We start from the raw sequence: 19,337 nt of genomic DNA, 5'->3' as shown, positions 1-19,337 counted from the left end.
ATACAGAACTAGTGTTTGGTCTTATAATAATCAAGAATGTATGTTCGTATGTAATCGGTTTTTTGGAGGTGCAGTCATGACTAAAACAATTGAGCGGACCATTCTTTTGGCGGATTGCCAGTCCTTTTATGCCAGCGTTGAAAAAGCTTCCCACTCGGAGTATAAAAATAAACCACTTGTAGTGGCCGGAGATCCGGCACGCAGGTCCGGAATTATTCTGGCCGCATGTCCTATAGCAAAAAGTTTCGGGGTGTCTACAGCAGAACGGCTCGGTGAAGCTCTCAAGAAGTGTCCTGAGCTTGTGATTGTCCGTCCCCGTATGAAATATTATATCGATGTTTCCTTGGCAATTACAGATATATACAAAGAATACACCGATCTAGTGGAAGTTTTTAGCATAGATGAACAGTTTTTAGATATTTCTAAAAGTTTAAAAATGTTTGGTGACCCTTTAGATATTGCAAAGGAAATCCAAGAAAAGGTTCTTTTGCAGACCGGGGTCTGGGTTAGGATTGGGATTAGTTCAAACAAAATTCTTGCCAAAATCGCAACCGATATATGGGCCAAAAAGAACAAGAATGGCATTTTTACACTTCTCAAGACAGATGTCGAGCAGTTGCTATGGTCGCAGCCGGTGAATAAAATGTTTGGCGTGGGCTCGCGCATGACGGCCCATTTCGCACGACTCGGGATGACCACTATAGGGGATATCGCCAGAACACCGCTGCCGGAGCTGAAGCGCAAATTCCGCGCCCATTTCGGCAAGCAATCGGACATTCAGGCTGAGGTGATGTGGAGAACCGCTAACGGCCTGGACGACAGCCCCGTCGCTCCATATACGTTCAGCACCCCTCAGAAGTCAATCGGCCATATGATGACCTTGCCTAAAGATTATGTAGAGCCTCACGAGATCGAGACCATTCTGCTGGAGCTCACAGAGGAGGTGTGCCGGGACAGCCGACGCAAAGGGCATATGGGGTCTGTCGTTACCGTCGGCTGCATGTGCAGCCCTTATGAGGCGCCGACCGGATTTTCGCGCCAGATGAAGCTGTCCGATCCAACCAACAATACGAATAAAATTTACAGAGCCGTAAAGGAGATCTTCTATAAATTCTGGGACCATATGCCAGTGAGACGCCTGGGCGTCAGCCTGAGCGGTTTGACGAACGCGGAGACGTATCAGCTTTCCTTTTTTGAAGATCAGGAGCGAGCACGTTCTTTAGAGAAAGCCACGGACAGCATCAAGGATCGTTATGGCAACGCGGCGATCGTAAGAGCCTCCTCCTTAATGCAGGCCGGTCAGGCTCTGGAAAGATCCTTGAAAATCGGGGGACATTATAGGTAAGACAAATAAAGAGCACAAAAAGCCGCGCAATCATCGGCGGCTTTTTGTTTTAAGGAATTAAGCTCTTGTCACAAGTCTTCACTTGGATGCATGCTTTTTCATGGTATCCATGAATCGTTGCATCTGCGGAGTGATCCATTTGTTTTTATGATACGCAAGTTGGCTCCACATTTGAATGCTGACGCAATCGGTATTGATGATTGATAATTTCCCCGCTTCCACAAGCTCGCGTACTACGAAAAAAGGGAGAAATGATATTCCTACATTGTTCAGAAGAAACTTGAGAATAATATCCGTATTTCCAATTTCCAAAACGGGATATCACGTTCGGATAGCATTAGTTGGGATGCACATAAATGGTTAATGCAGACGTATTGCTGCAGCGTAATTTTAGTCAAAGAAAAGCAGCACCTCAGAAACTGCTTCAGCACACATCCTGAATATTTGAAAGATGCCGAGACGGGTGAAGAACAGATTAATTATTGGGATATGGGCCCTGAATTAACGCGCCCTGCTCGAAGTTTGAAACTATGGATGACACTGCAAGCATTAGGGACTAATGCTGTCGGTGAAGCCATAGAGCATGGAGTTCAACTCGCAGAATGGGCTGAAGATGAAATTAAAAATTATAATCATTGGGAAATTGTATCCCCGGCGCAGTTAGCGATTGTTAATTTTCGATATGCTCCAACTGGATTATCCGACCAAGAATTAGATTCACTCAACAAGAGGATCTCCCAAGAAATGGTGGAAAACGGATATGCCTCTGTGCTTACGACGCAGCTCAATGGAAAAACAGTTCTCAGAATCTGTGCAATCCATCCAGACACTACCGAAGATGAGATGAGGAATACAATTCAGCTTCTATCGAATATAGGACGGAGCATCGAATGAGAGAAATAGTTTTCTACGATGGAAAAGCCAAACTCATTTTAACTGGTGAGTAAGACATTAATGAAGGGGAGGGGACAAAATTAAATGTGCTCTATGCATGGCTTCGCAAAATGGCGGAACGCCGTAAATAATCCTCTGTATAAAATCGGATATTTCAACCATAATAAGACAGCCTGTTTATTCTCAAACGTACAGAGGAGCAGATGAATGTGAAAAACAAATGGTTGCTGGCGTTGCCGTTAACCTTGGCGCTCGTTTTTAGCATGACTCCGGTAGTAGTATCCGCGCAAGCGAAGGTAGGCGAGAAGAAGGATTCTGCTTGCATAAGTCCCAAAATGGTGCAACTAAAAGGCGATATGCAGAAGGTATGGATCGACCATACGATATGGACGAGAAGCTATATTGTCAGCGCCATATCTAATCGTCCAGATCAGAAGGATGTATTGGACCGGCTTTTACGGAACCAGCAGGACATAGGCAATGTGATCAAGCCTTATTATGGGGAAGCCGCCGGTAATAAGCTGGCTAATCTTCTGAGAGAGCATATTCTGATCGCAGTTAAAATTGTAGCGGCTGCCAAAGCGGGCAATCAGGCGGATGTAAAAAAGTTAGAGGCGGATTGGCATACAAACGCTGACGATATCGCCAAATTTTTAAGCACAGCGAATCCGAACTGGCAGTTTAAAGTGCTACAAGATATGCTGTATACGCATCTTCAGTTGATTACGGAAATAGTCCTTAACTGTATCAAAGGAGATTGGAAAGCGGATATTGCAGCAACCGACAAAAACGAGATCCATATGATTCATTTTGCGGACATCCTGACAGAAGGTATTGTCAAACAGTTTCCTGGAAAATTTTAAGCGGGCGCTATAGATGCTGCAAAGCAGATTAGCTTTTTATAATCACCCCAAAGGGTGGCTATGGAAAGCTTTTTTTATGGATGCAGTCGGATGTTGAACCGAAATGTATCCTCCCGCAAGCTCAATTTCAATGAAATCAACTGCACCTAACGAGGTTACTGTACTAAAGAGTTTGGGATATTCTGACCCAGGCTCCGGTCTGCTATCTAATGGGTTGGGTACTACGGCCATAATGGATTTTAGTTATTTTAATGAAATGTCGATATAATGCTGCATACTCGGGCGTACAATGATAAGGTCAGGAGATTTTTTACTGCTTGCGCTCCTTCACTAATTACAACCTCCTTTCCAGATATGTGTCCATTACTTTTCCAAAATATTCTTGAATGTAAACACATATAGTAGTATTATATACAGAACAAGTGTTCTTAATACAAATGTATTTTTTGGAACGTTCCAGTTTACGGGAAACCTAACATGGCGTATCATATTATGTTGAACGTAAATAGATGGAAAATGAATGAACATCGAGGGGAGAAAATCATTTTTATGGACCCAAAACGTCGACCATCATCTCAAAAACGCAGCAGGTGGCGTATTTTCGGTAAAGTTTTACTGATTAATATCAAGTGGTTCTCGCTGGCAGGCTTGTTGGGAGTGCTATTTGCCGGAGGGCTTATATCTGGTTATGTGGCAGCGCTCGTTCATGATGAACCTGTACGATCACGTCAGTTGATATATGAGAAAGTAGATGAAAATGCTCTGACCAGCTTTGTATATTTTAATGATCAGGTAACTCCGGTTGGACGAATGCGCATGGAGGAGGATCGACAGCTCGTTGACCTGAAGGATGTTCCTCAGTCTATTATAGATGCTCTTATTTCAACGGAAGACAGTCAGTTTTATGAGCATCGTGGTGTTGATTTAAAAGGAACGGCTCGGGCTGTCAAACAGAAGCTTCTGAATGAGAACCGCCAAACAGGCGGTAGCACACTGACGCAACAGGTAGCCCGGCGGGTTTTCCTCAGCCTTGACAAGACGGACAGCCGTAAGGTGAAGGAAATGCTGCTTGCACTGCGTATGGAGCGTTTCATGAGCAAGGATAAAATTTTAACAGCTTACTTAAATAAAATGCCTTTTGGCAACGGTTCAGCTGGTTATAATTTGTATGGAATTAAGTCTGCTTCATTAGGAATTTTTAATGTAAGTGATCTACATAAGCTTCATATTGCTCAAGCGGCTTATTTGGCAGGTCTGCCGCAATTGCCGTCTGTTTATTCTGCTTTTGATGGTAAAGGGAACTTTGATGAAGAAGGCTTCAACAAAGCAATGGAGCGCCAACGTGTCGTGCTGGCAAGGATGCTGGCAACAGGCAAACTCACACGAATGGAATATTATGAAGCGCTCCAATTTGATGTTAAGGCCACGCTTGCGCCACATCGTGAAAAAAGCTATAATACATTTCCTTATTTGATGCTGGAGACAGAGCGTGAGGCCGCTCAGTTATTAGCGCTTCAGGAAAATCCAAATCTTACGGCCGCCGAGCTTTCCAAGCCCGAGCATGCCGAGCTTCTTCAAAATACACGAGAAGAGCTGCAGCGGTCTGGCTACCGAATTTATACAACGATAAATAAGAAAATTTATAATGATATGCGGCAGATTGCAGCCAATCCGCAAAACTTTTCTCCATACAGCAAGCAGAAGGGATTAGAGCAGATTGCAGCCATCATGATTGATCATAAAACGGGAGCAATACTCGGTATGATCGAGGGCAGGGATTTTAATACCGAGCAAATGAACTATGCAACGCAAATGACACGTCAGCCCGGTTCTGCCATGAAGCCGATTGCTGCTTATTTGCCCGCTTTGGAAAAGGGTTATACTCAGCCTGCTGGGCTTATTGATGATTCGCAAATTATATTGAAAGACGGACGTAAAGGCTATCATATTCCTAAAAATTATAATAGAAGATACGAAGGGCTTATGACGGCCCGTGAAGCACTCAATCGGTCAATCAATATTCCTGCTCTGAGGCTGTTTTTATATGAAGTTAAAATTCATAATGCTTGGAATTTTGTTCGTTCTCTTGGAATTACGACGATACAGCCACAGGATGAATATGCCCAGACAGGTGTACTGGGCGGACTAAGTAAAGGCGTGTCCGTTGAGGAGCTGACTGCAGCATATGGAACGATTCCCAATATGGGGGTATACAATGCACCTCATCTGATCAGCAAAATTACGGATGCCAATGGCAAGATTGTATATGAATATAAACCACAGTCGAAGCGGGTATATTCGCAGCAAACCGCATTTTTGATGACAGATATGCTCAGGACTGTTATATCTGACCCGAGGGGAACCGGGAAACGACTGCAAAAGGCTTTTAGAAGCTACGGCACCATTGATATTGCCGGTAAAACCGGTACGACACAAAACTTTGGTGATGTGTGGTTCATGGGCTACACCCCTGACGTTACGCTTGGCGTCTGGGCTGGTTATCGTCAACAGGTGAATACACTATCACAAGCAGGGCATACCAGAGCACAGTCGATATGGGCGCTAATCATGAATGAGGCGATCAAGGCTCAGCCCCAGCTTTTCAAGAATAAGCATTTTATACAGCCAGAAGGTGTTGTGAAAGTTACGGTCTCTAGTCTTACAGGTAAACTTCCGGGGCGCTATTCCCGCCAATCTGGCCAACTCGTAACCGACTGGTTTAACCAAAAATATGTGCCGACCGAAGTCGGGAGGGAACAGCTTCCCCGTTCTTCCAAACCATCGGTATCAACCAAACCAGATATAAAGAAAACAGAGGTTCCAGCGAAAGAAGAACCTGCAACAGACCAAGAGGAAGTTCCATCAGAGGAGACGACTCCTTCTATTCCTGACACAGACACTGGGATAAGTATGCCTGATGAGAACAATGATTTGCCATCAGTAGATACTTCGCAGCCTGCTGCCGAAAATGAGCAGGAGACTCCTTCTAATGCAGAAACCCAGGATGAGACTCCAAAAACGCAGCCTGATGAGGTTATTTATCCTGAAACAACGCCTGATCAACCCAAAAACTAACAACGGGGGATGATCTAGTTTAAAATGCCGTTCCCGACAATGTCGACAGTGACCTGCGTATGAAAACGGACATTAGGGTACTCTTTATTCCAATCCACACTTTTCCATACGGCTGGATGGTGGGCAATCAACTGTCTGCCTATGCCAAAGGCATCACATCCGCTTTTTTGAAGTGTGCGAATAATTTCTTCTGCATCCTTGGTCATGATCTCGGAAAGCTGATCATTCAGACGATGTACATTAGCTTTATCTTGAAGATGGTCTCGTGCATATTCAACAATTGTGACAGGTAGTTTCAAACTGAGATTCACATCAATCTGACCATCTCGCTGAACCTTCACTGCAAGGTGGCGCTTGACGTTCTGATTATTGGTCTGATACGTAATAAAGTTTTGCACATCGCTGGCAGGTCCAGAATGTATTCTTTTTACAAAACGAGCTGTTTTTTTCCATTTCCCAGTCATCAGGACGTATAATGCTCCTTGCTCAGTGTCCAGGTTTCCGGTGAAGCGTTGCCCGTGAAATAAGGCAATTCCACGGGCTATAACATCTTCTCCTTCTTTGGAAAGATAGGGAAGTGCGAAATCTTGACCTGGATCAAGCATTGGGGGGAGTAATGTCTCCAACGTCATTTCAGGGAAAACACACATCTCCTCGAGGCTCCTGATTTTTTTGGCTATAAATTCACCAATCAAAAGGCTGCCTATGCTTTTTTGTTCTATGATTTCTCCAGCTAGCCCATCTACAATAGCTATCTTGACATGGGATGTTGGATGGTCAGGCTCCCGATACATCACATCCAGATAGGGATATAAATCTTTTCGGGCCACGCTTTCAGAGTACAAAATAACTCCGTATTTGAAATAGCGGATATCCCCGGTTACTTTAGCCCGGATTTTGTCTGTACTCTGTCGGAGAGAATTTCCGGTGCCTGAATGAATTTCATTGGTGCTTTTACCTTGATTGCCTTGAGAGTCATCTACGATTTCCAGCGTTTGCTTCAGCATACCTTCAGGAGTAAAATCATAAGCTGTTGCATTTGCCAATCTGGCATCCCTCAAGCTGTCCTGATCCCAGCAACCCGTCGTAAAAATGAGTAGAGCCAGCATTCCAAGCGCTCTGCTCCTTTTTTTCATGTTTCGGGTTCCTCCTTTTTTTTGAAAATATAAGACAAGATCAGCAGTAGAAAAGGGAGCACAATCAGGAAAATATAAGCGGAATTATTCGCTATGGAACTAATGAGCTCAAAATCTTCTCTTTGTTGGGGCCAATAAGCAATTATACATGAGGCGAGCACAACAAAGGGAACTGCTTTTTTGTGACTTTTTTGCTTGAGTAGGTAGCTTATTCCGTAAGACGCAGCATAATAGTAGGCGCTTATGGCGCCAAAGATCGAAATGAGCCAAATCGGCAGGAAAATAAAGTCGACCCGATCCATCGTTCCCAGCGGAATTGACCTGAGCAAATATATGATCGGCTCCGGCATTATATCAAGCTGCTGCGGACTAAATACAGTTGCACAGATGAACACGGTGAAACAATACAACAAGACCACAGTCGTGTTAGCTGCTAGAATTGACTTGAGCTTGTCCATACTTTTGCCCTCGATCATAGGAAAGACGACGAGGATAAACTCAAAACCAAACATCGCCATCAGTGTTTCTTTTGAACCGACAATAATACGTGGCCATCCCGCCTCAGTTAGTGGTAGCAGATAAAGTGGGTTGGATTCCTTTATGCCATAGCTGATCAATAGCATCATTGGCAAAATCAGAAATGAGATTAACACAAGTACCCGTGTAATTGTCCTCAAATTTTCCCGAACCAGATAGATGCTACTGAACAAAAACAGTGTCAGTATAGCCCACCGGGGAGTAAATTGTAGCATCCAGCGGTTGATAACGTCATAAGCGCTTGCAAGCACCGAGGTGCCCATAAGCAGATAGAAAGCAATGTAAGTGGCAGTCAGTATTTTGCCAATCCAGGAGCCGGTAAGCTGGGTTAATATCTGATATATAGAGGAAGAGGGGAATCGCCTTAGCAAGAGCCAGCACAGCAAAATGATAAGCTGGGTCAGAAAGCCGCCAATAAGGACAGATATCAAGCCCCCTCCTTTGGATGAAAGGCGCATTTGATAGGGGAGTGATAAAATGTCTACGCCAATTTCAAACTTGATAATCAAAAGAAACAGTTGATTCCGTGTAATAGTACTTTCTTTATTCATGTCGTTTCCAGCTCCTAGAGTCGTTCTGTTGCTTCAATTTTTGGGCTTTGGAATCATATGGCCGCTGATGAAGTGCCCATATGGGAAAGCGGATAAAAACATCCTTCATATCGCGAAGCCGGAAAGGTGCCAAAGGAGCAAAGTAGGGCGTACCAAACGTCTCCAGCTTGCCAAGGTGAATGGTGAGAATAAGCAAACCAAAAGCAATGCCGATATATCCGAACAAGGCCGCAGCAATCATCATCGGAAAACGGAGAATACGGACAGCTGAGCTCATTTCATGAGAAGGCACCAAAAAGGAAGAAATGGCTGTTAACGAGACGACGATAATCATCGTATATGACACGAGACCTGTCCGAACGATAGCATCTCCTATGACCAAACCGCCAACGATACCAATCGTTTGACCGACCCGACTGGGTAGACGAACCCCTGCTTCCCGCAGCACCTCAAAGATCAATTCAAGCAGCATGGCCTCGACAATAGCTGGAAAGGGGATGTTCGCCAGTGATTTTTTGATGGTGTGCGCCAGCTCTAGCGGTAAAATAGCTGAATGAAAAGTTATCGTTGCTATGTAAACGGCAGGCAGCGTAAAAGCGATCAGAAAGCTTACCATTCGAATCATTCTTAGAAATGAACTGATAATCCAGCGGCCATGATAATCATCAGGACTTTGGTAGAATGCAAAAAAAGAGACGGGAGCAATTAAAGCGGTAGGGCTGCCTTCAGCCAAAATCGCTACCCGCCCCTCCATTAGATTAGCAGTTACCCGGTCCGGCCGTTCTGTGCTGAGATGTTGAGGAAACAGGGAGAAAGGATTGTCCTCCGTAAACTCTTGAATAAAACCGGGAGGGAGTACCATATCCGAGGAGATCGCTTTAATTCTCGTTTTCACTTCCTCCACCAGCTCGGGATTAGCCAGGTCCTGAACATAGACGATAGCAATTTTAGTTCGCGTTTTAGATCCGACATAAAAATAACGTACAACCAGCAACGGGTTGACAATTTGTTTGCGAATTAGATTGAGATTGATGGATAGCTGCTCAATAAATCCGTTGTGGGGTCCGCGAATAATCCCCTCGTTTTCCGGTTCATCCGTACTACGAGTGTATGTTTTTTCGGTAGAAAGGATATAAAACTCTTCCGTGCCATCTATCATAAAAATGCAATATCCTTGAATAAGCGAATCAATGGCATTTTGGAGGTTAGTATCCTTTTGGTTGCTCAGGGTAGTGAACATTTGATGGGAGCTTGTGTCGGTCTTCTCGTATAAAGCACTCAGGATATGCGTCTGAATCATCTCCTGATCCACGAGCGAATCAATATAGAGAAGCATACTATCTTTACCGTCAACGGAAATCGCTTGTTTTTGTAAATCATCCGTATAAAAAAGTGCTTGCTCTATAAAGGAAACATTGCTGTTTAATTCAAAGAAAGCTGCGTCATGTCTTGTCAAGAGAGCACCTCCTTTTTGGATGAGATAGGTATAATGTGCGCCAAATGGATTGGATTTATCCACGATCTGGTGAATTATCCATGTCTCGCATCTATTGGACTGTAGACGAGATTACAAGGGAACATCATCTTGGGTCAGATCAATTCCCAGATAATGTCCCAGTTTCCGTCTGACCTCACTGCGGGCAAAGGAGGAAAGCATGAAAAACCGCTTTTGATAACCGCGGCACATATACAAAACCTCTACACCTTCATGATTTCGGATTTCACTATATATTTTAATCCCTTGTCTTTTCATTTGGGCCTTCGTCTCTGCTAATTGAACTGCAACGCGCTGTTGTACTTCAGTCAGGCTACGAACGTACAGATCGGGCATTTTTAAAGGAGAGGTGCCCAGAATACGAATGTCCCGCTCCAAAACATCCAGCACAAGGGTTAAAAGTACACAGATCTTGATCAACGCCGCATCTTTTTCGGAAGGTTGAGGGGCTTTACTCTTGTTGTCATGCAGCTTTTTGTTTGTCATAAAAATCTCCTTTACTCGGAGTAGGAATACAATATATAATAAGTGTACAGAACAAATGTTCTCTTTATACCTCATCATAGGAATTTTTCTGTTATGTAAGCAATCATCAATTATTGGAAAAGCAGCAGGAAAGCAAATTTTATAGTTTTATACCTGGTTTGAAGCACTAATCGGGGTGTCAATACACAGAATTTTTTGCTTGGATCGCCGGTGACAGTGAAACGGGATTTATGTTAAGCTAATGCTTAAAAAACTTACATAAAAGGAGAGATCGTTACTGATTGCGGTCAGTTGCTATTATTTATCATAAGAAGGTAGAGAAAGAGGGTATACATATTGTCACGTTCGTTGTATGCAGCATTATTGCTACTGAGTCTTATTTGGGGTGGTTCGTTTCTGTTTATTAAAGTGTTGTTGCTGCATCAAGTAGGACCGTGGACCATCGTTTTTCTCCGTTCCAGCTTCGGATTTGTTTTTATTGTCTTGTTGATGCTGTTTATGCGCATACCGTTTAAAATCAAAAGCATTCCGTGGAAGTCCGTTATTCTGGTAGCTTTGGTCAACATGGTTTTACCATGGACTTTGATCGGTTTTAGTGAGACCAGAATAGCTAGCAGCATGGCTTCGGTATTGAATGCTACAACGCCCATTTGGACCATGCTGGTGGGGCTTGTCCTTTTCGGAGCTATATTTCATCGCCTACAGTGGCTGGGAATGTGTCTCGCTTTTGTAGGGATCATTATTTTACTGGGCATTAATCCTGCATCCATTATTTCAGTTGATCCTGTAGGTTTTGGATGTATGCTGCTTGCGACTCTCTGCTACGGATTTGGAACGCAGCTGTCCAAACGTTTTCTCTCCAATCTGTCCATGTATCAGGCTACCTTTGCGACACTGTTTGGTGCGGCAGTTGGGGGTGGTATCATGATGACAATTGTAGAGAGACCTGATTTGTCGATTGTTTTTGTTCCCGGTGTGTTTGGTTCCCTCGTAGGACTAGGGGTTCTGGGATCAGGAGTAGCGTATATTTTGTTCAACTATATGATATTGCGAGGAAGTGCAGAATTTGCTGCTTCGGTGACTTATTTTGTACCAGTGAGCGCTATTGTATGGGGATTTTTGCTGCTGAATGAGCATATTGGCTGGAATGTTCTTGCCGGACTCGTTCTTATCCTGGGAGGTGTATTTATGGCCAATCAGCGTAGAACAATCAAATTAGCTGGATAATAGCGCTGTAAACGGGTAGAAATACGCGGGAGTATATTTTATGTGCATTCGCCAAACCTTCGGTATAATGCTGTAATTCGCACATACAATAAAGCATGCTCGCACATACCATAAAAAATATGGTGCAGCCATAAAAAGCAAGCTTTTTAGCAAGTGGTAAGGTGTGGTATAATAATTTATAGAAATACAAGTACCACAGAAATGTCGGAGTTTTATTCCACAAAAGAAAGGATCAGGATACCATGTGTCCCCGAAGGATACTTCCCCAAAGGACGATTTGGAAACGATTTGATCTGTCTTATACTTAGCTTTTCCGCGGAGTAACGTCAAGTTGCGAAAGCCAACTCTGCGGAAGAGGGGATTGTACATGCGAAGGACCAAGTCCTCAAGGCACATTTTACCCGGTAGCTTCCGTAAGAGTGGGCTCATCCACATTAAACTTACGAGAAACCGAGGGAGCCTGTATGAGGAAAACTTACGAATCTATCGTGAACAATGGAGCACTAAGGCAGATTGTTGTCATGCTGCTCGGAACATGCATTTTAGCTTTTACGTACTATCACATTAATGCTCAAAATCATTTGTCAGAAGGCGGATTTGCGGGCCTGGCCCTGCTGGGACATTACGCCTTTGGCATATCTCCGGCGTGGAGTATGCTGTTGCTGGATATTCCTGTCATCATTCTGGCATGGGTGTTGAAGGGCAGAAGATTCATGCTGCTGGCATTGATCGGAGCAGTCGGCTTTTCCCTGTTTTATGCAGGATTTGAAAAATATTCGACGCTGGTTATAGATCTGCACGGCAACTTGCTAATAGCGGCTTTGCTTTGTGGAGTACTGACTGGGTTGGGAGCCGGAATCGTACTGCGATTCGGTGGAGCAACCGGGGGCGATGACATTTTGTCCCTGCTGATCAGTGAGTGGCGCGGATGGAAAATCGGCAATGTGTTTATTGTCAGTGACATTATCGTATTAGGATTATCACTATTGTATCTACCTGTGAAGGAAACAATGTTTACAATACTGGCTGTGTGGCTTGCCGGAAAAATAATTACATGGACGACAACATTCCAACTGCACCGACCTGTGAAAAAAGTACTGCCTGCGGCTGTTCCAGCCCAAAAGGTAGTTGCCAAAACCGTGCCGGTCGTCCACAGCCTTCGTCAATAAGGAAAGGGTGTTACGTTAGGAGAGAAATCTTCTTACGTAACACCCTTTCGCTGTATCTAAGCTCTGCCAGAAAGGCTTCTGGGCAGACTGAATGCGTCCAGAATGATGGTGATCGTTCCATTCCTTGGCTTGAGAAGTTGTAATGGCAATGGAGCGTCCTTCTTTATAACCGTCACGAAGTAGTGCGTTAGCAGTGTAAACAAAAAAATGAAATAAAAATATTGTAAAATGTATTTTGAGAAAAAGCGTATAATGATGTGCAGAATACAGAATACAGAATACAGAATACAGAATACAGAATACAGAATACAGAATACAGAATACAGAATACAGAATACAGAATACAGAATACAGAATACAGAATACAGAATACAGAATACAGAATACAGAATACAGAATACAGAATACAGAATACAGAATACAGAATACAGAATACAGAATACAGAATACAGAATACAGAATACAGAATACAGAATACAGAATACAGAATACAGAATACAGAATACAGAATACAGAATACAGAATACAGAATACAGAATACAGAATACAGAATACAGAATACAGAATACAGAATACAGAATACAGAATACAGAATACAGAATACAGAATACAGAATACAGAATACAGAATACAGAATACAGAATACAGAATACAGAATACAGAATACAGAATACAGAATACAGAATACAGAATACAGAATACAGAATACAGAATACAGAATACAGAATACAGAATACAGAATACAGAATACAGAATACAGAATACAGAATACAGAATACAGAATACAGAATACAGAATACAGAATACAGAATACAGAATACAGAATACAGAATACAGAATACAGAATACAGAATACAGAATACAGAATACCAGAAAAGGGGTGGAGCATTTGTTTGCCTGGGGGGTTGTTTTTCTACTTACCATCATCATACATACTACGGATAGCTTGTCTTACGCCCTACGTCTTGGAGGCTTGCGGGCGCGTCGTATCGGACTGGCGTTAACCGTAGCGGGGATGCTGCTGTTGGTTTCACGTACCTCTAATATGGCGCAGGGACCTTTGCTGGGAGGAATGGTCGATCAGGCCAAAGCCGCGGCACGGATGGGCGGAGCGGATGTCGGATTGGAGTTACATATGCATGGAGTGTTATTGGCCGCAACCGTTGGAACAATGTTCGCTATCTTGCTGTATCCGACGGTTGTGCGTATGTCAGCCAGATGGATTGTACACTTGGAGCATACTGGGTCTATTCCGGCTATGGTGCGTCATTTCATGCTGCGAAATCGCTGGAAGTATGCGGGCTACTATATAAAGCGTCCTACCTGGTCCATGCTCACCTCACTGTTGAGTGGAGTAATACCCAAGCGTCTCATTGTTCTGAATATGACGGTTACCGCAATTTATACGACCGGGGTGGTATCTGCCTTGTACGCATCGTTCCTGTGGCCCGCTCAAAGTACAGCAATGTCCATGTCATCAGGTCTAATCAATGGCGTGGCAACGGTACTATTGACCCTGTTAGTTGATCCTCGATTGGCCGTTTTGTCGGAAAAAACGTTGCGTGGAGAACTGCCTTTACATCGGATGAACAGTATGTACGGCTGGATGATCATTTCGCGATTGGCAGGTACCTTGCTTGCACAGTTGCTACTGGTACCGCTGGCCATTTGGCTTGGATGGGTTATGGGCTGAGGTGCAATGATGTGCTGTACATCGAAAAAAGGCTGACCCGAGGTCATCCGTTAAAGATGCTTTGGGCCAGCCTAAGAGGCATATATGCTTTATGTGGTTCACTTACTTTTCAAATAATGACTTATAGGCTCCATACCCCTCACGCTCCAAGTCCTCTAGAGGAACAAAGCGGAGTGCGGCGGAATTGATGCAATAGCGGAGTCCCTCTGGACCTGGACCATCGTCAAATACATGCCCCAAATGAGAGTCCGCTTCACGGCTACGGACCTCGGTACGGATCATAAAATGGCTGAGATCGGTCTTTTCTTTGATGCTGTAGCTGCGCAGGGGGCGGGTAAAGCTGGGCCAACCGCAGCCCGCATCATATTTGTCCAGCGAGCTGAACAAAGGCTCTCCGGATACGATATCCACGTAAATACCTTCACCCTCATGATTCCAAAATTCATTTTGAAAAGGGCGCTCAGTCGCGTTTTTTTGTGTTACTTCGTATTGGATAGGGGTCAGCCGATCTCTAAGATCAGATTTATCAATCTTGTTGGACCAATTCTGCTCGATAAAGTCCTCGCGGCCTGAGCCTTTGCGGTAGCGTTTGTAATGAGCGGGATTCTTCTTGTGATAGTCCTGATGATATTCTTCAGCTTCATAAAAAGTTGCCGCAGGCAGGATGGGTGTAGCAATGGGCTTGTCGAAGCGTCCACTTTGAGCCAGGGCTTCTTTAGAGGCTTCTGCTTGGATTCGCTGTTCTTCATTATGATAGAAAATAGCCGTTTGGTAAGACGAGCCTCTATCATGGAATTGTCCTCCTTCATCTGTCGGGTCAATCTGTTGCCAGAAAAGCTCCAACAGTTTTTCATACGGAAAAACTTGTGGATCAAATGTAATCTGTACCGCTTCCACATGTCCCGTAGTTTCAGAGCATACCTCTTCATAGGTGGGGTTTTCTGTATGTCCTCCTGTATAGCCGGATCTAACCTTTAAAATACCGGGCAATTCCTCGAAAGGGGAAACCATGCACCAGAAGCAGCCGCCTGCAAAAGTTGCCTTTTCCACTGTGTCTGGATTGTTGGTGCTCATATTCGTCACTCCAATCTGAGTTTGTTAATTAGTTGATATTTAAATAGCTTACAATTAAATTATATATGACATTTTCGCAAAATCCAACGAACCATCACAAGCTGATCGGTTTCGCAACGATCTCTTCCTCAAAATTATAGTTCTACAACCCAACAGATTCGGGGAAAAAACCACAACGTTATGTTCTATTGGTACGTTGGAGTCTTTTTCGATACAGTACAAAGCAGCCGCCCAGCAGCACAGTATACAACAGCAAAATGAGCACGCCGGTGATCGGATGTTCCGCAATGGTGCCGCCTGCATAAGCGTATACGGCAATTGCGGGCAGTTTGCCAATAGCAGTCCCTAGCAGAAAGCTCCAAAACGGAAACCCCGTTACTCCGGCGTATACATTTACAGCCGCCTGCGGGATGACCGGAATCAGGCGAGCCAGTAGCACAGCGGTAAAAGGCTTCCGCTCCATGACCTGGTTCAAGCGTTCTAACGCGGGAAACCGCTCCAGATATGCCCGTCCTTTGTCGCGGAACAGGGTACGTACCGCACCATAAACGACCAGTGCAGCCAAGGTAGTGCCAAGCCAGCAGATCAAAGCGCCTTGCCAGGCACCTGCCGCATAAGCAATGGAAGCGATAATCAGCTTGTAAGGCACGAACGGAATTAACGCGAATAAAAATGCAATTAGCAGCAGAGCCGGGAAGGAGGTTTGCTTATTTGCCCAAGCAAGCCAATCATATCTGTAGATAAACGCGATGCAGAGCAGCGAAACATAAGCAGCGGCGAATAGCCATTTTTTCATTTACATACCTCTTTCATTATTTCTGTTTGGCTTATCGCTTATACGGAAAAAATAGGGTTCACATTCCCAATAATGTGTGTTATACTGCCACTAACAGAATAGTTCCCAAAGGGGAGTAGCTCAACGAGTAAAGTCGTCATTACGGGATCATAAATCCCCGGCTTTATTGGCAACGTTATGTTGTAAGCGAGACCTTTGCCAGGATTTTCGGAATCCGGGTAAATGGTCTTTTTTTGATGCTAAATTTGGGTCAAGCGCCATTTCCGGATTTCCGTGAAGCGGCGCTTTTTTAGTATAAAGCGCTGAACTATGTACAAGTATAACAAATAAATAAAGAAGGTGGGAGGAACGTATGGATTTTTTCTCAATTGAGTTTTTTACCGCATTATTGTCCATCATTATCATTGATCTGGTGCTAGCTGGAGATAATGCGATCGTAATTGGCCTGGCAGCTCGCAATGTTGACAAGGCCAACCAAAAGAAGGTTATTATTTGGGGGACGGTCGGCGCAGTCATCATTCGTGTGATTGCTACGGTATTAGTCACGTTTTTACTGCAAATTTATGGCTTGCGATTGATCGGGGGACTTGCACTCATCTATATCGCCTACAAGCTGCTGGTGGAAGAAAAGAAGCACGAAATTTCAGCAACCAATCAAATGTGGGCAGCGATTCGCACCATTATTATTGCGGATACAATGATGGGACTCGACAATGTACTTGCTGTCGCGGGAGCGGCTCATGGTGATATGCTGCTTGTAATTCTTGGTCTGGCGATCTCCGTTCCAATCATGGTATGGGGAAGTACGATTATCTTGAAACTGACTGAACGTTATCCGGTCGTCATTACGATTGGAGCTGCTGTATTAGCCTATACCGCTGCCAAAATGGTGGTGGCTGAGCCGTTAATTGCACAGTGGTTTGCAAATGGGGTCGTTAAATACGGTTTTGAAGCTCTGATTGTGGTTCTGGTTGTAGCCATTGGGCTGCGCGTTAAAAAAATAAAATCGGAGAAAACAAAAAAACAAGCGCTTCACGCCTAAGCAAGCCTTTTTAAGTCATTGCAGCTTAAGCAGAGCATTCTTACATAGAGGCTGTTCCGTTAAGTCCAACTGGACCGGAGCAGTCTCTTTTTTCTTTGCTTGTCAGCAGACTTCCATGTAAACTAGACAACAGATGAATGAGTAATTAGAGGTGATGACAGTATGAACAAGCAGAAAACAAGAGTGGCTATTGCAGGGCTGGGAGGTATTGCTCGCAAGGTGTATTTGCCATTGCTGACTGCACACGAAGGTGTAGACATTATAGGTGTCATGAACCGTTCGCAAGAGCCGGTTAATTCTATCATGGAGCAATACAGGTTGCCGAGAGGAACGACAGATGTAAAGGAGATGCTGGCGTGGGAGCCGGAAGCTGTATTTATACATGCAGCGACGGAAGCTCATTTTGATCTGGTTATGGTGTGTATTGAAAAAGGAATTGCGGTGTATGTAGATAAACCGTTGTCCTATGATATTCGTCAAAGTGTGGAGATGACCGCGTTTGCGGAGGCACAAGCCGTGCTGCTGGCGGTAGGCTTTAACCGACGTTTTGCTCCGCATTATGTAGCTGCTAAAGCTTGGCTGGAGGCAGCGGGCGGCTTCAGTCAATGTGCAGCTATTAAACACCGAACGGGGTATGATCGGAGACCTGCTGAACAAACGGTCTATGATGATTTGATTCATATGCTTGATTTGCTATTATGGCTGGGCGGCGATCATTATGAGCTGTTGCACAGTAAACTGACGACGACGAATGAAGGGTATATGGAAGCTTCGTTTGGTTCCGTACGTTTGGGAAATGCCTTCGGCAGCTATAGCATGAGCAGACAGGCAGGAGCTGACATAGAGAGGCTGGAGCTGCATGGGGCAGGTCGATCTGCTGAAGTAACCAATATGGAACAGGCTGTTTTCACGGAAAAAAGCAAGCTGCCACTAACGCAAGTTTTCGGAAGCTGGGACACGATATTGGAAAGACGGGGATTCAGCGGAGTCGTGAACCATTTTCTGGAGCATATTCATCGTCCAGAGGAGTGCGCTATAAGTGCTGGAAAGGTGCTGGAAAGCCATATGCTGGCAGACGAACTGGTCAATCATCTGAATGACTAAGACCAAAGCTTATTGAATGGAAGACAGCGATCATGACGAACCCAGACATCAGGAAATAGGTTGAAGGAGAAATGAATAAATGGTAGAGGATAACCGTGGTAAACAGCTAGAAGAAGCCATTATCGAAAATTACAAGCAGGAAGAGGACATGATGATTCTGGTGTTTGCGCAATGGTGCATCAATCATGGACTGGAGCCGGAGGAATTATATCGTGCAGCGTATCCACAGCAAGATAGCAACGAGCGTCTGCTACGAGTACGCAAGCTGACTGTATCGCGTGAAGAAGCGGGCGATATTCCGCTCGATACGGTATTGGGAGTGCTATCCATGTTCGGAAACGAGGACTTGGCGATGGTCGTAGCTGAGGCGGCTGCCCAGCTTCCGCAGGAACGAAAATAGGGCTAGCCAGAATAAAGGAAATGCTATAATAACGATAGCATAGAATCAACTGCTTGAATTAGGATCTTGTTATAGGGAGGGTAAACTGACGATGAAAGATGTAACGGTACCAAGCACCTGTAAGGGCTGCGAAAGAGACATCACGATATCTGAGGAACAAATTACCAGAATTCTAAATAACATGAGACCCAAAGTGGAATGTGTGAACGATGAAGTGTATGAGGCCAGACTGTTGGCCTGCTCACAATGCGAAGACTTAATGGCTGGGCATACATGTGGCATTAGCGGAAGCATTGTCCGTGTACGTGCCTTGGCAGCCACGCATAACTGTCCCAGTTATAGTGGTTCACGCTGGCAAGGAGCGTCCTCATAATACCCCCATCGTAGTCTGCCTTAATGGCAGGCTTTTTGGTTTGACTGAACCTTTTTGCTTAAGATTGACAAATAGTA

19 protein-coding genes are annotated in these 19,337 nt (G+C 44.4%); 12 read left to right on the top strand and 7 right to left on the bottom strand.

Annotated elements, in window-relative coordinates; translation table 11 throughout:
* Window positions 1-76: 76 nt before the first annotated feature.
* The gene (locus WG8_RS14630) at window positions 77-1,345 is read left to right on the top strand and encodes a DNA polymerase IV (protein WP_007430983.1); all 1,269 of its coding nucleotides are present in this window, start codon (window positions 77-79) and stop codon (window positions 1,343-1,345) included.
* 78 nt (window positions 1,346-1,423) lie between these two features.
* On the opposite strand, the gene WG8_RS14625 is transcribed toward WG8_RS14630, so the two are convergent.
* Window positions 1,424-1,657 (bottom strand): LysR substrate-binding domain-containing protein, encoded by a 234-nt coding sequence (locus WG8_RS14625; RefSeq protein WP_043891088.1) that lies wholly within the window; start codon window positions 1,655-1,657, stop codon window positions 1,424-1,426.
* Window positions 1,658-1,708: 51 nt separating this feature from the next.
* Between WG8_RS14625 and WG8_RS14620 the strand changes: the two genes are divergently transcribed.
* The 3 genes from WG8_RS14620 (at window position 1,709) to WG8_RS14610 (ending at window position 6,177) form a co-directional block, all read left to right on the top strand.
* The gene (locus WG8_RS14620; RefSeq protein ID WP_007430982.1) at window positions 1,709-2,239 is read left to right on the top strand and encodes a pyridoxal phosphate-dependent decarboxylase family protein; all 531 of its coding nucleotides are present in this window, start codon (window positions 1,709-1,711) and stop codon (window positions 2,237-2,239) included.
* Between the two features lie 209 nt (window positions 2,240-2,448).
* The gene (locus tag WG8_RS14615) at window positions 2,449-3,102 is read left to right on the top strand and encodes a hypothetical protein (protein WP_007430981.1); all 654 of its coding nucleotides are present in this window, start codon (window positions 2,449-2,451) and stop codon (window positions 3,100-3,102) included.
* Between the two features lie 549 nt (window positions 3,103-3,651).
* Window positions 3,652-6,177 carry a transglycosylase domain-containing protein gene (locus WG8_RS14610; protein WP_007430980.1) on the top strand — a complete coding sequence of 842 codons (2,526 nt, stop codon included), beginning with the start codon at window positions 3,652-3,654 and terminating at the stop codon, window positions 6,175-6,177.
* Between the two features lie 14 nt (window positions 6,178-6,191).
* Here WG8_RS14610 and WG8_RS14605 read toward each other — a convergent pair whose 3' ends face one another.
* From WG8_RS14605 to WG8_RS14590, 4 genes are all read right to left on the bottom strand, one after another.
* Window positions 6,192-7,313: a Ger(x)C family spore germination protein gene (locus WG8_RS14605; RefSeq protein ID WP_007430979.1), complete on the bottom strand. Its 1,122-nt coding sequence runs from the start codon at window positions 7,311-7,313 to the stop codon at window positions 6,192-6,194.
* Window positions 7,310-8,401, bottom strand: a complete 1,092-nt coding sequence (locus tag WG8_RS14600) for a GerAB/ArcD/ProY family transporter (protein WP_007430978.1) — start codon at window positions 8,399-8,401, stop codon at window positions 7,310-7,312. The genes WG8_RS14605 and WG8_RS14600 overlap by 4 nt, the downstream gene beginning before the upstream one ends.
* Window positions 8,394-9,857, bottom strand: a complete 1,464-nt coding sequence (locus WG8_RS14595) for a spore germination protein (protein WP_007430977.1) — start codon at window positions 9,855-9,857, stop codon at window positions 8,394-8,396. The genes WG8_RS14600 and WG8_RS14595 overlap by 8 nt, the downstream gene beginning before the upstream one ends.
* Before the next feature lie 111 nt (window positions 9,858-9,968).
* Window positions 9,969-10,382 carry a hypothetical protein gene (locus WG8_RS14590; RefSeq protein ID WP_007430976.1) on the bottom strand — a complete coding sequence of 138 codons (414 nt, stop codon included), beginning with the start codon at window positions 10,380-10,382 and terminating at the stop codon, window positions 9,969-9,971.
* A gap of 336 nt (window positions 10,383-10,718) precedes the next feature.
* Between WG8_RS14590 and WG8_RS14585 the strand changes: the two genes are divergently transcribed.
* From WG8_RS14585 to WG8_RS27135, 4 genes are all read left to right on the top strand, one after another.
* Window positions 10,719-11,609 (top strand): DMT family transporter, encoded by an 891-nt coding sequence (locus WG8_RS14585; protein ID WP_007430975.1) that lies wholly within the window; start codon window positions 10,719-10,721, stop codon window positions 11,607-11,609.
* Window positions 11,610-12,073: 464 nt separating this feature from the next.
* Entirely contained in the window at window positions 12,074-12,778 is a 705-nt protein-coding gene (locus WG8_RS14580; protein WP_007430974.1) for a YitT family protein, read from the top strand.
* 228 nt (window positions 12,779-13,006) lie between these two features.
* Entirely contained in the window at window positions 13,007-13,723 is a 717-nt protein-coding gene (locus WG8_RS29535; protein ID WP_442950076.1) for a tropomyosin, read from the top strand.
* On the top strand, window positions 13,668-14,471 hold the full coding sequence (locus WG8_RS27135; protein ID WP_007430973.1) for a lipid II flippase Amj family protein: 804 nt from the start codon (window positions 13,668-13,670) through the stop codon (window positions 14,469-14,471). The genes WG8_RS29535 and WG8_RS27135 overlap by 56 nt, the downstream gene beginning before the upstream one ends.
* Before the next feature lie 102 nt (window positions 14,472-14,573).
* Here WG8_RS27135 and msrA read toward each other — a convergent pair whose 3' ends face one another.
* Window positions 14,574-15,545: a peptide-methionine (S)-S-oxide reductase MsrA gene (gene msrA / locus WG8_RS14560; RefSeq protein ID WP_007430972.1), complete on the bottom strand. Its 972-nt coding sequence runs from the start codon at window positions 15,543-15,545 to the stop codon at window positions 14,574-14,576.
* 178 nt (window positions 15,546-15,723) lie between these two features.
* On the bottom strand, window positions 15,724-16,341 hold the full coding sequence (locus WG8_RS14555) for a TVP38/TMEM64 family protein (protein ID WP_007430971.1): 618 nt from the start codon (window positions 16,339-16,341) through the stop codon (window positions 15,724-15,726).
* A gap of 352 nt (window positions 16,342-16,693) precedes the next feature.
* On the opposite strand from WG8_RS14555, the gene WG8_RS14550 reads away from it, so the two are divergent.
* The 4 genes from WG8_RS14550 to WG8_RS14535 all read left to right on the top strand — a co-directional run bounded on the left by WG8_RS14550 (window position 16,694) and on the right by WG8_RS14535 (window position 19,260).
* A complete protein-coding gene (locus tag WG8_RS14550; RefSeq protein WP_007430970.1) occupies window positions 16,694-17,383 on the top strand; it encodes a TerC family protein in 690 nt (229 codons plus the stop codon).
* Window positions 17,384-17,545: 162 nt separating this feature from the next.
* Window positions 17,546-18,487 carry a Gfo/Idh/MocA family protein gene (locus WG8_RS14545; RefSeq protein WP_007430969.1) on the top strand — a complete coding sequence of 314 codons (942 nt, stop codon included), beginning with the start codon at window positions 17,546-17,548 and terminating at the stop codon, window positions 18,485-18,487.
* Between the two features lie 79 nt (window positions 18,488-18,566).
* Complete coding sequence (locus WG8_RS14540) at window positions 18,567-18,887, top strand: hypothetical protein (RefSeq protein ID WP_007430968.1); 321 nt, start codon at window positions 18,567-18,569, stop codon at window positions 18,885-18,887.
* Between the two features lie 91 nt (window positions 18,888-18,978).
* Window positions 18,979-19,260: a hypothetical protein gene (locus tag WG8_RS14535; protein WP_007430967.1), complete on the top strand. Its 282-nt coding sequence runs from the start codon at window positions 18,979-18,981 to the stop codon at window positions 19,258-19,260.
* The last annotated feature ends 77 nt before the right edge of the window (window positions 19,261-19,337 follow it).

The organism is Paenibacillus sp. Aloe-11, from assembly GCF_000245715.1.
Taxonomy (GTDB): Bacteria; Bacillota; Bacilli; order Paenibacillales; family Paenibacillaceae; genus Paenibacillus; species Paenibacillus kribbensis.
The sequence above is the reverse complement of the archived record's forward strand: the minus strand, read 5'-3'. Positions and strand labels throughout refer to the sequence as shown.

Coding starts and splice junctions, on each gene's coding strand:
- WG8_RS14630 (WP_007430983.1), top strand. CDS start 77: ATGACTAAAACAATTGAGCGGACCATTCTTTTGGCGGATTGCCAGTCC.
- WG8_RS14620 (WP_007430982.1), top strand. CDS start 1,709: ATGCAGACGTATTGCTGCAGCGTAATTTTAGTCAAAGAAAAGCAGCAC.
- WG8_RS14610 (WP_007430980.1), top strand. CDS start 3,652: ATGGACCCAAAACGTCGACCATCATCTCAAAAACGCAGCAGGTGGCGT.
- WG8_RS14605 (WP_007430979.1), bottom strand. CDS start 7,313: ATGAAAAAAAGGAGCAGAGCGCTTGGAATGCTGGCTCTACTCATTTTT.
- WG8_RS14600 (WP_007430978.1), bottom strand. CDS start 8,401: ATGAATAAAGAAAGTACTATTACACGGAATCAACTGTTTCTTTTGATT.
- WG8_RS14590 (WP_007430976.1), bottom strand. CDS start 10,382: ATGACAAACAAAAAGCTGCATGACAACAAGAGTAAAGCCCCTCAACCT.
- WG8_RS14580 (WP_007430974.1), top strand. CDS start 12,074: ATGAGGAAAACTTACGAATCTATCGTGAACAATGGAGCACTAAGGCAG.
- WG8_RS29535 (WP_442950076.1), top strand. CDS start 13,007: ATGTATTTTGAGAAAAAGCGTATAATGATGTGCAGAATACAGAATACA.
- msrA (WP_007430972.1), bottom strand. CDS start 15,545: ATGAGCACCAACAATCCAGACACAGTGGAAAAGGCAACTTTTGCAGGC.
- WG8_RS14555 (WP_007430971.1), bottom strand. CDS start 16,341: ATGAAAAAATGGCTATTCGCCGCTGCTTATGTTTCGCTGCTCTGCATC.
- WG8_RS14550 (WP_007430970.1), top strand. CDS start 16,694: ATGGATTTTTTCTCAATTGAGTTTTTTACCGCATTATTGTCCATCATT.
- WG8_RS14545 (WP_007430969.1), top strand. CDS start 17,546: ATGAACAAGCAGAAAACAAGAGTGGCTATTGCAGGGCTGGGAGGTATT.
- WG8_RS14540 (WP_007430968.1), top strand. CDS start 18,567: ATGGTAGAGGATAACCGTGGTAAACAGCTAGAAGAAGCCATTATCGAA.
- WG8_RS14535 (WP_007430967.1), top strand. CDS start 18,979: ATGAAAGATGTAACGGTACCAAGCACCTGTAAGGGCTGCGAAAGAGAC.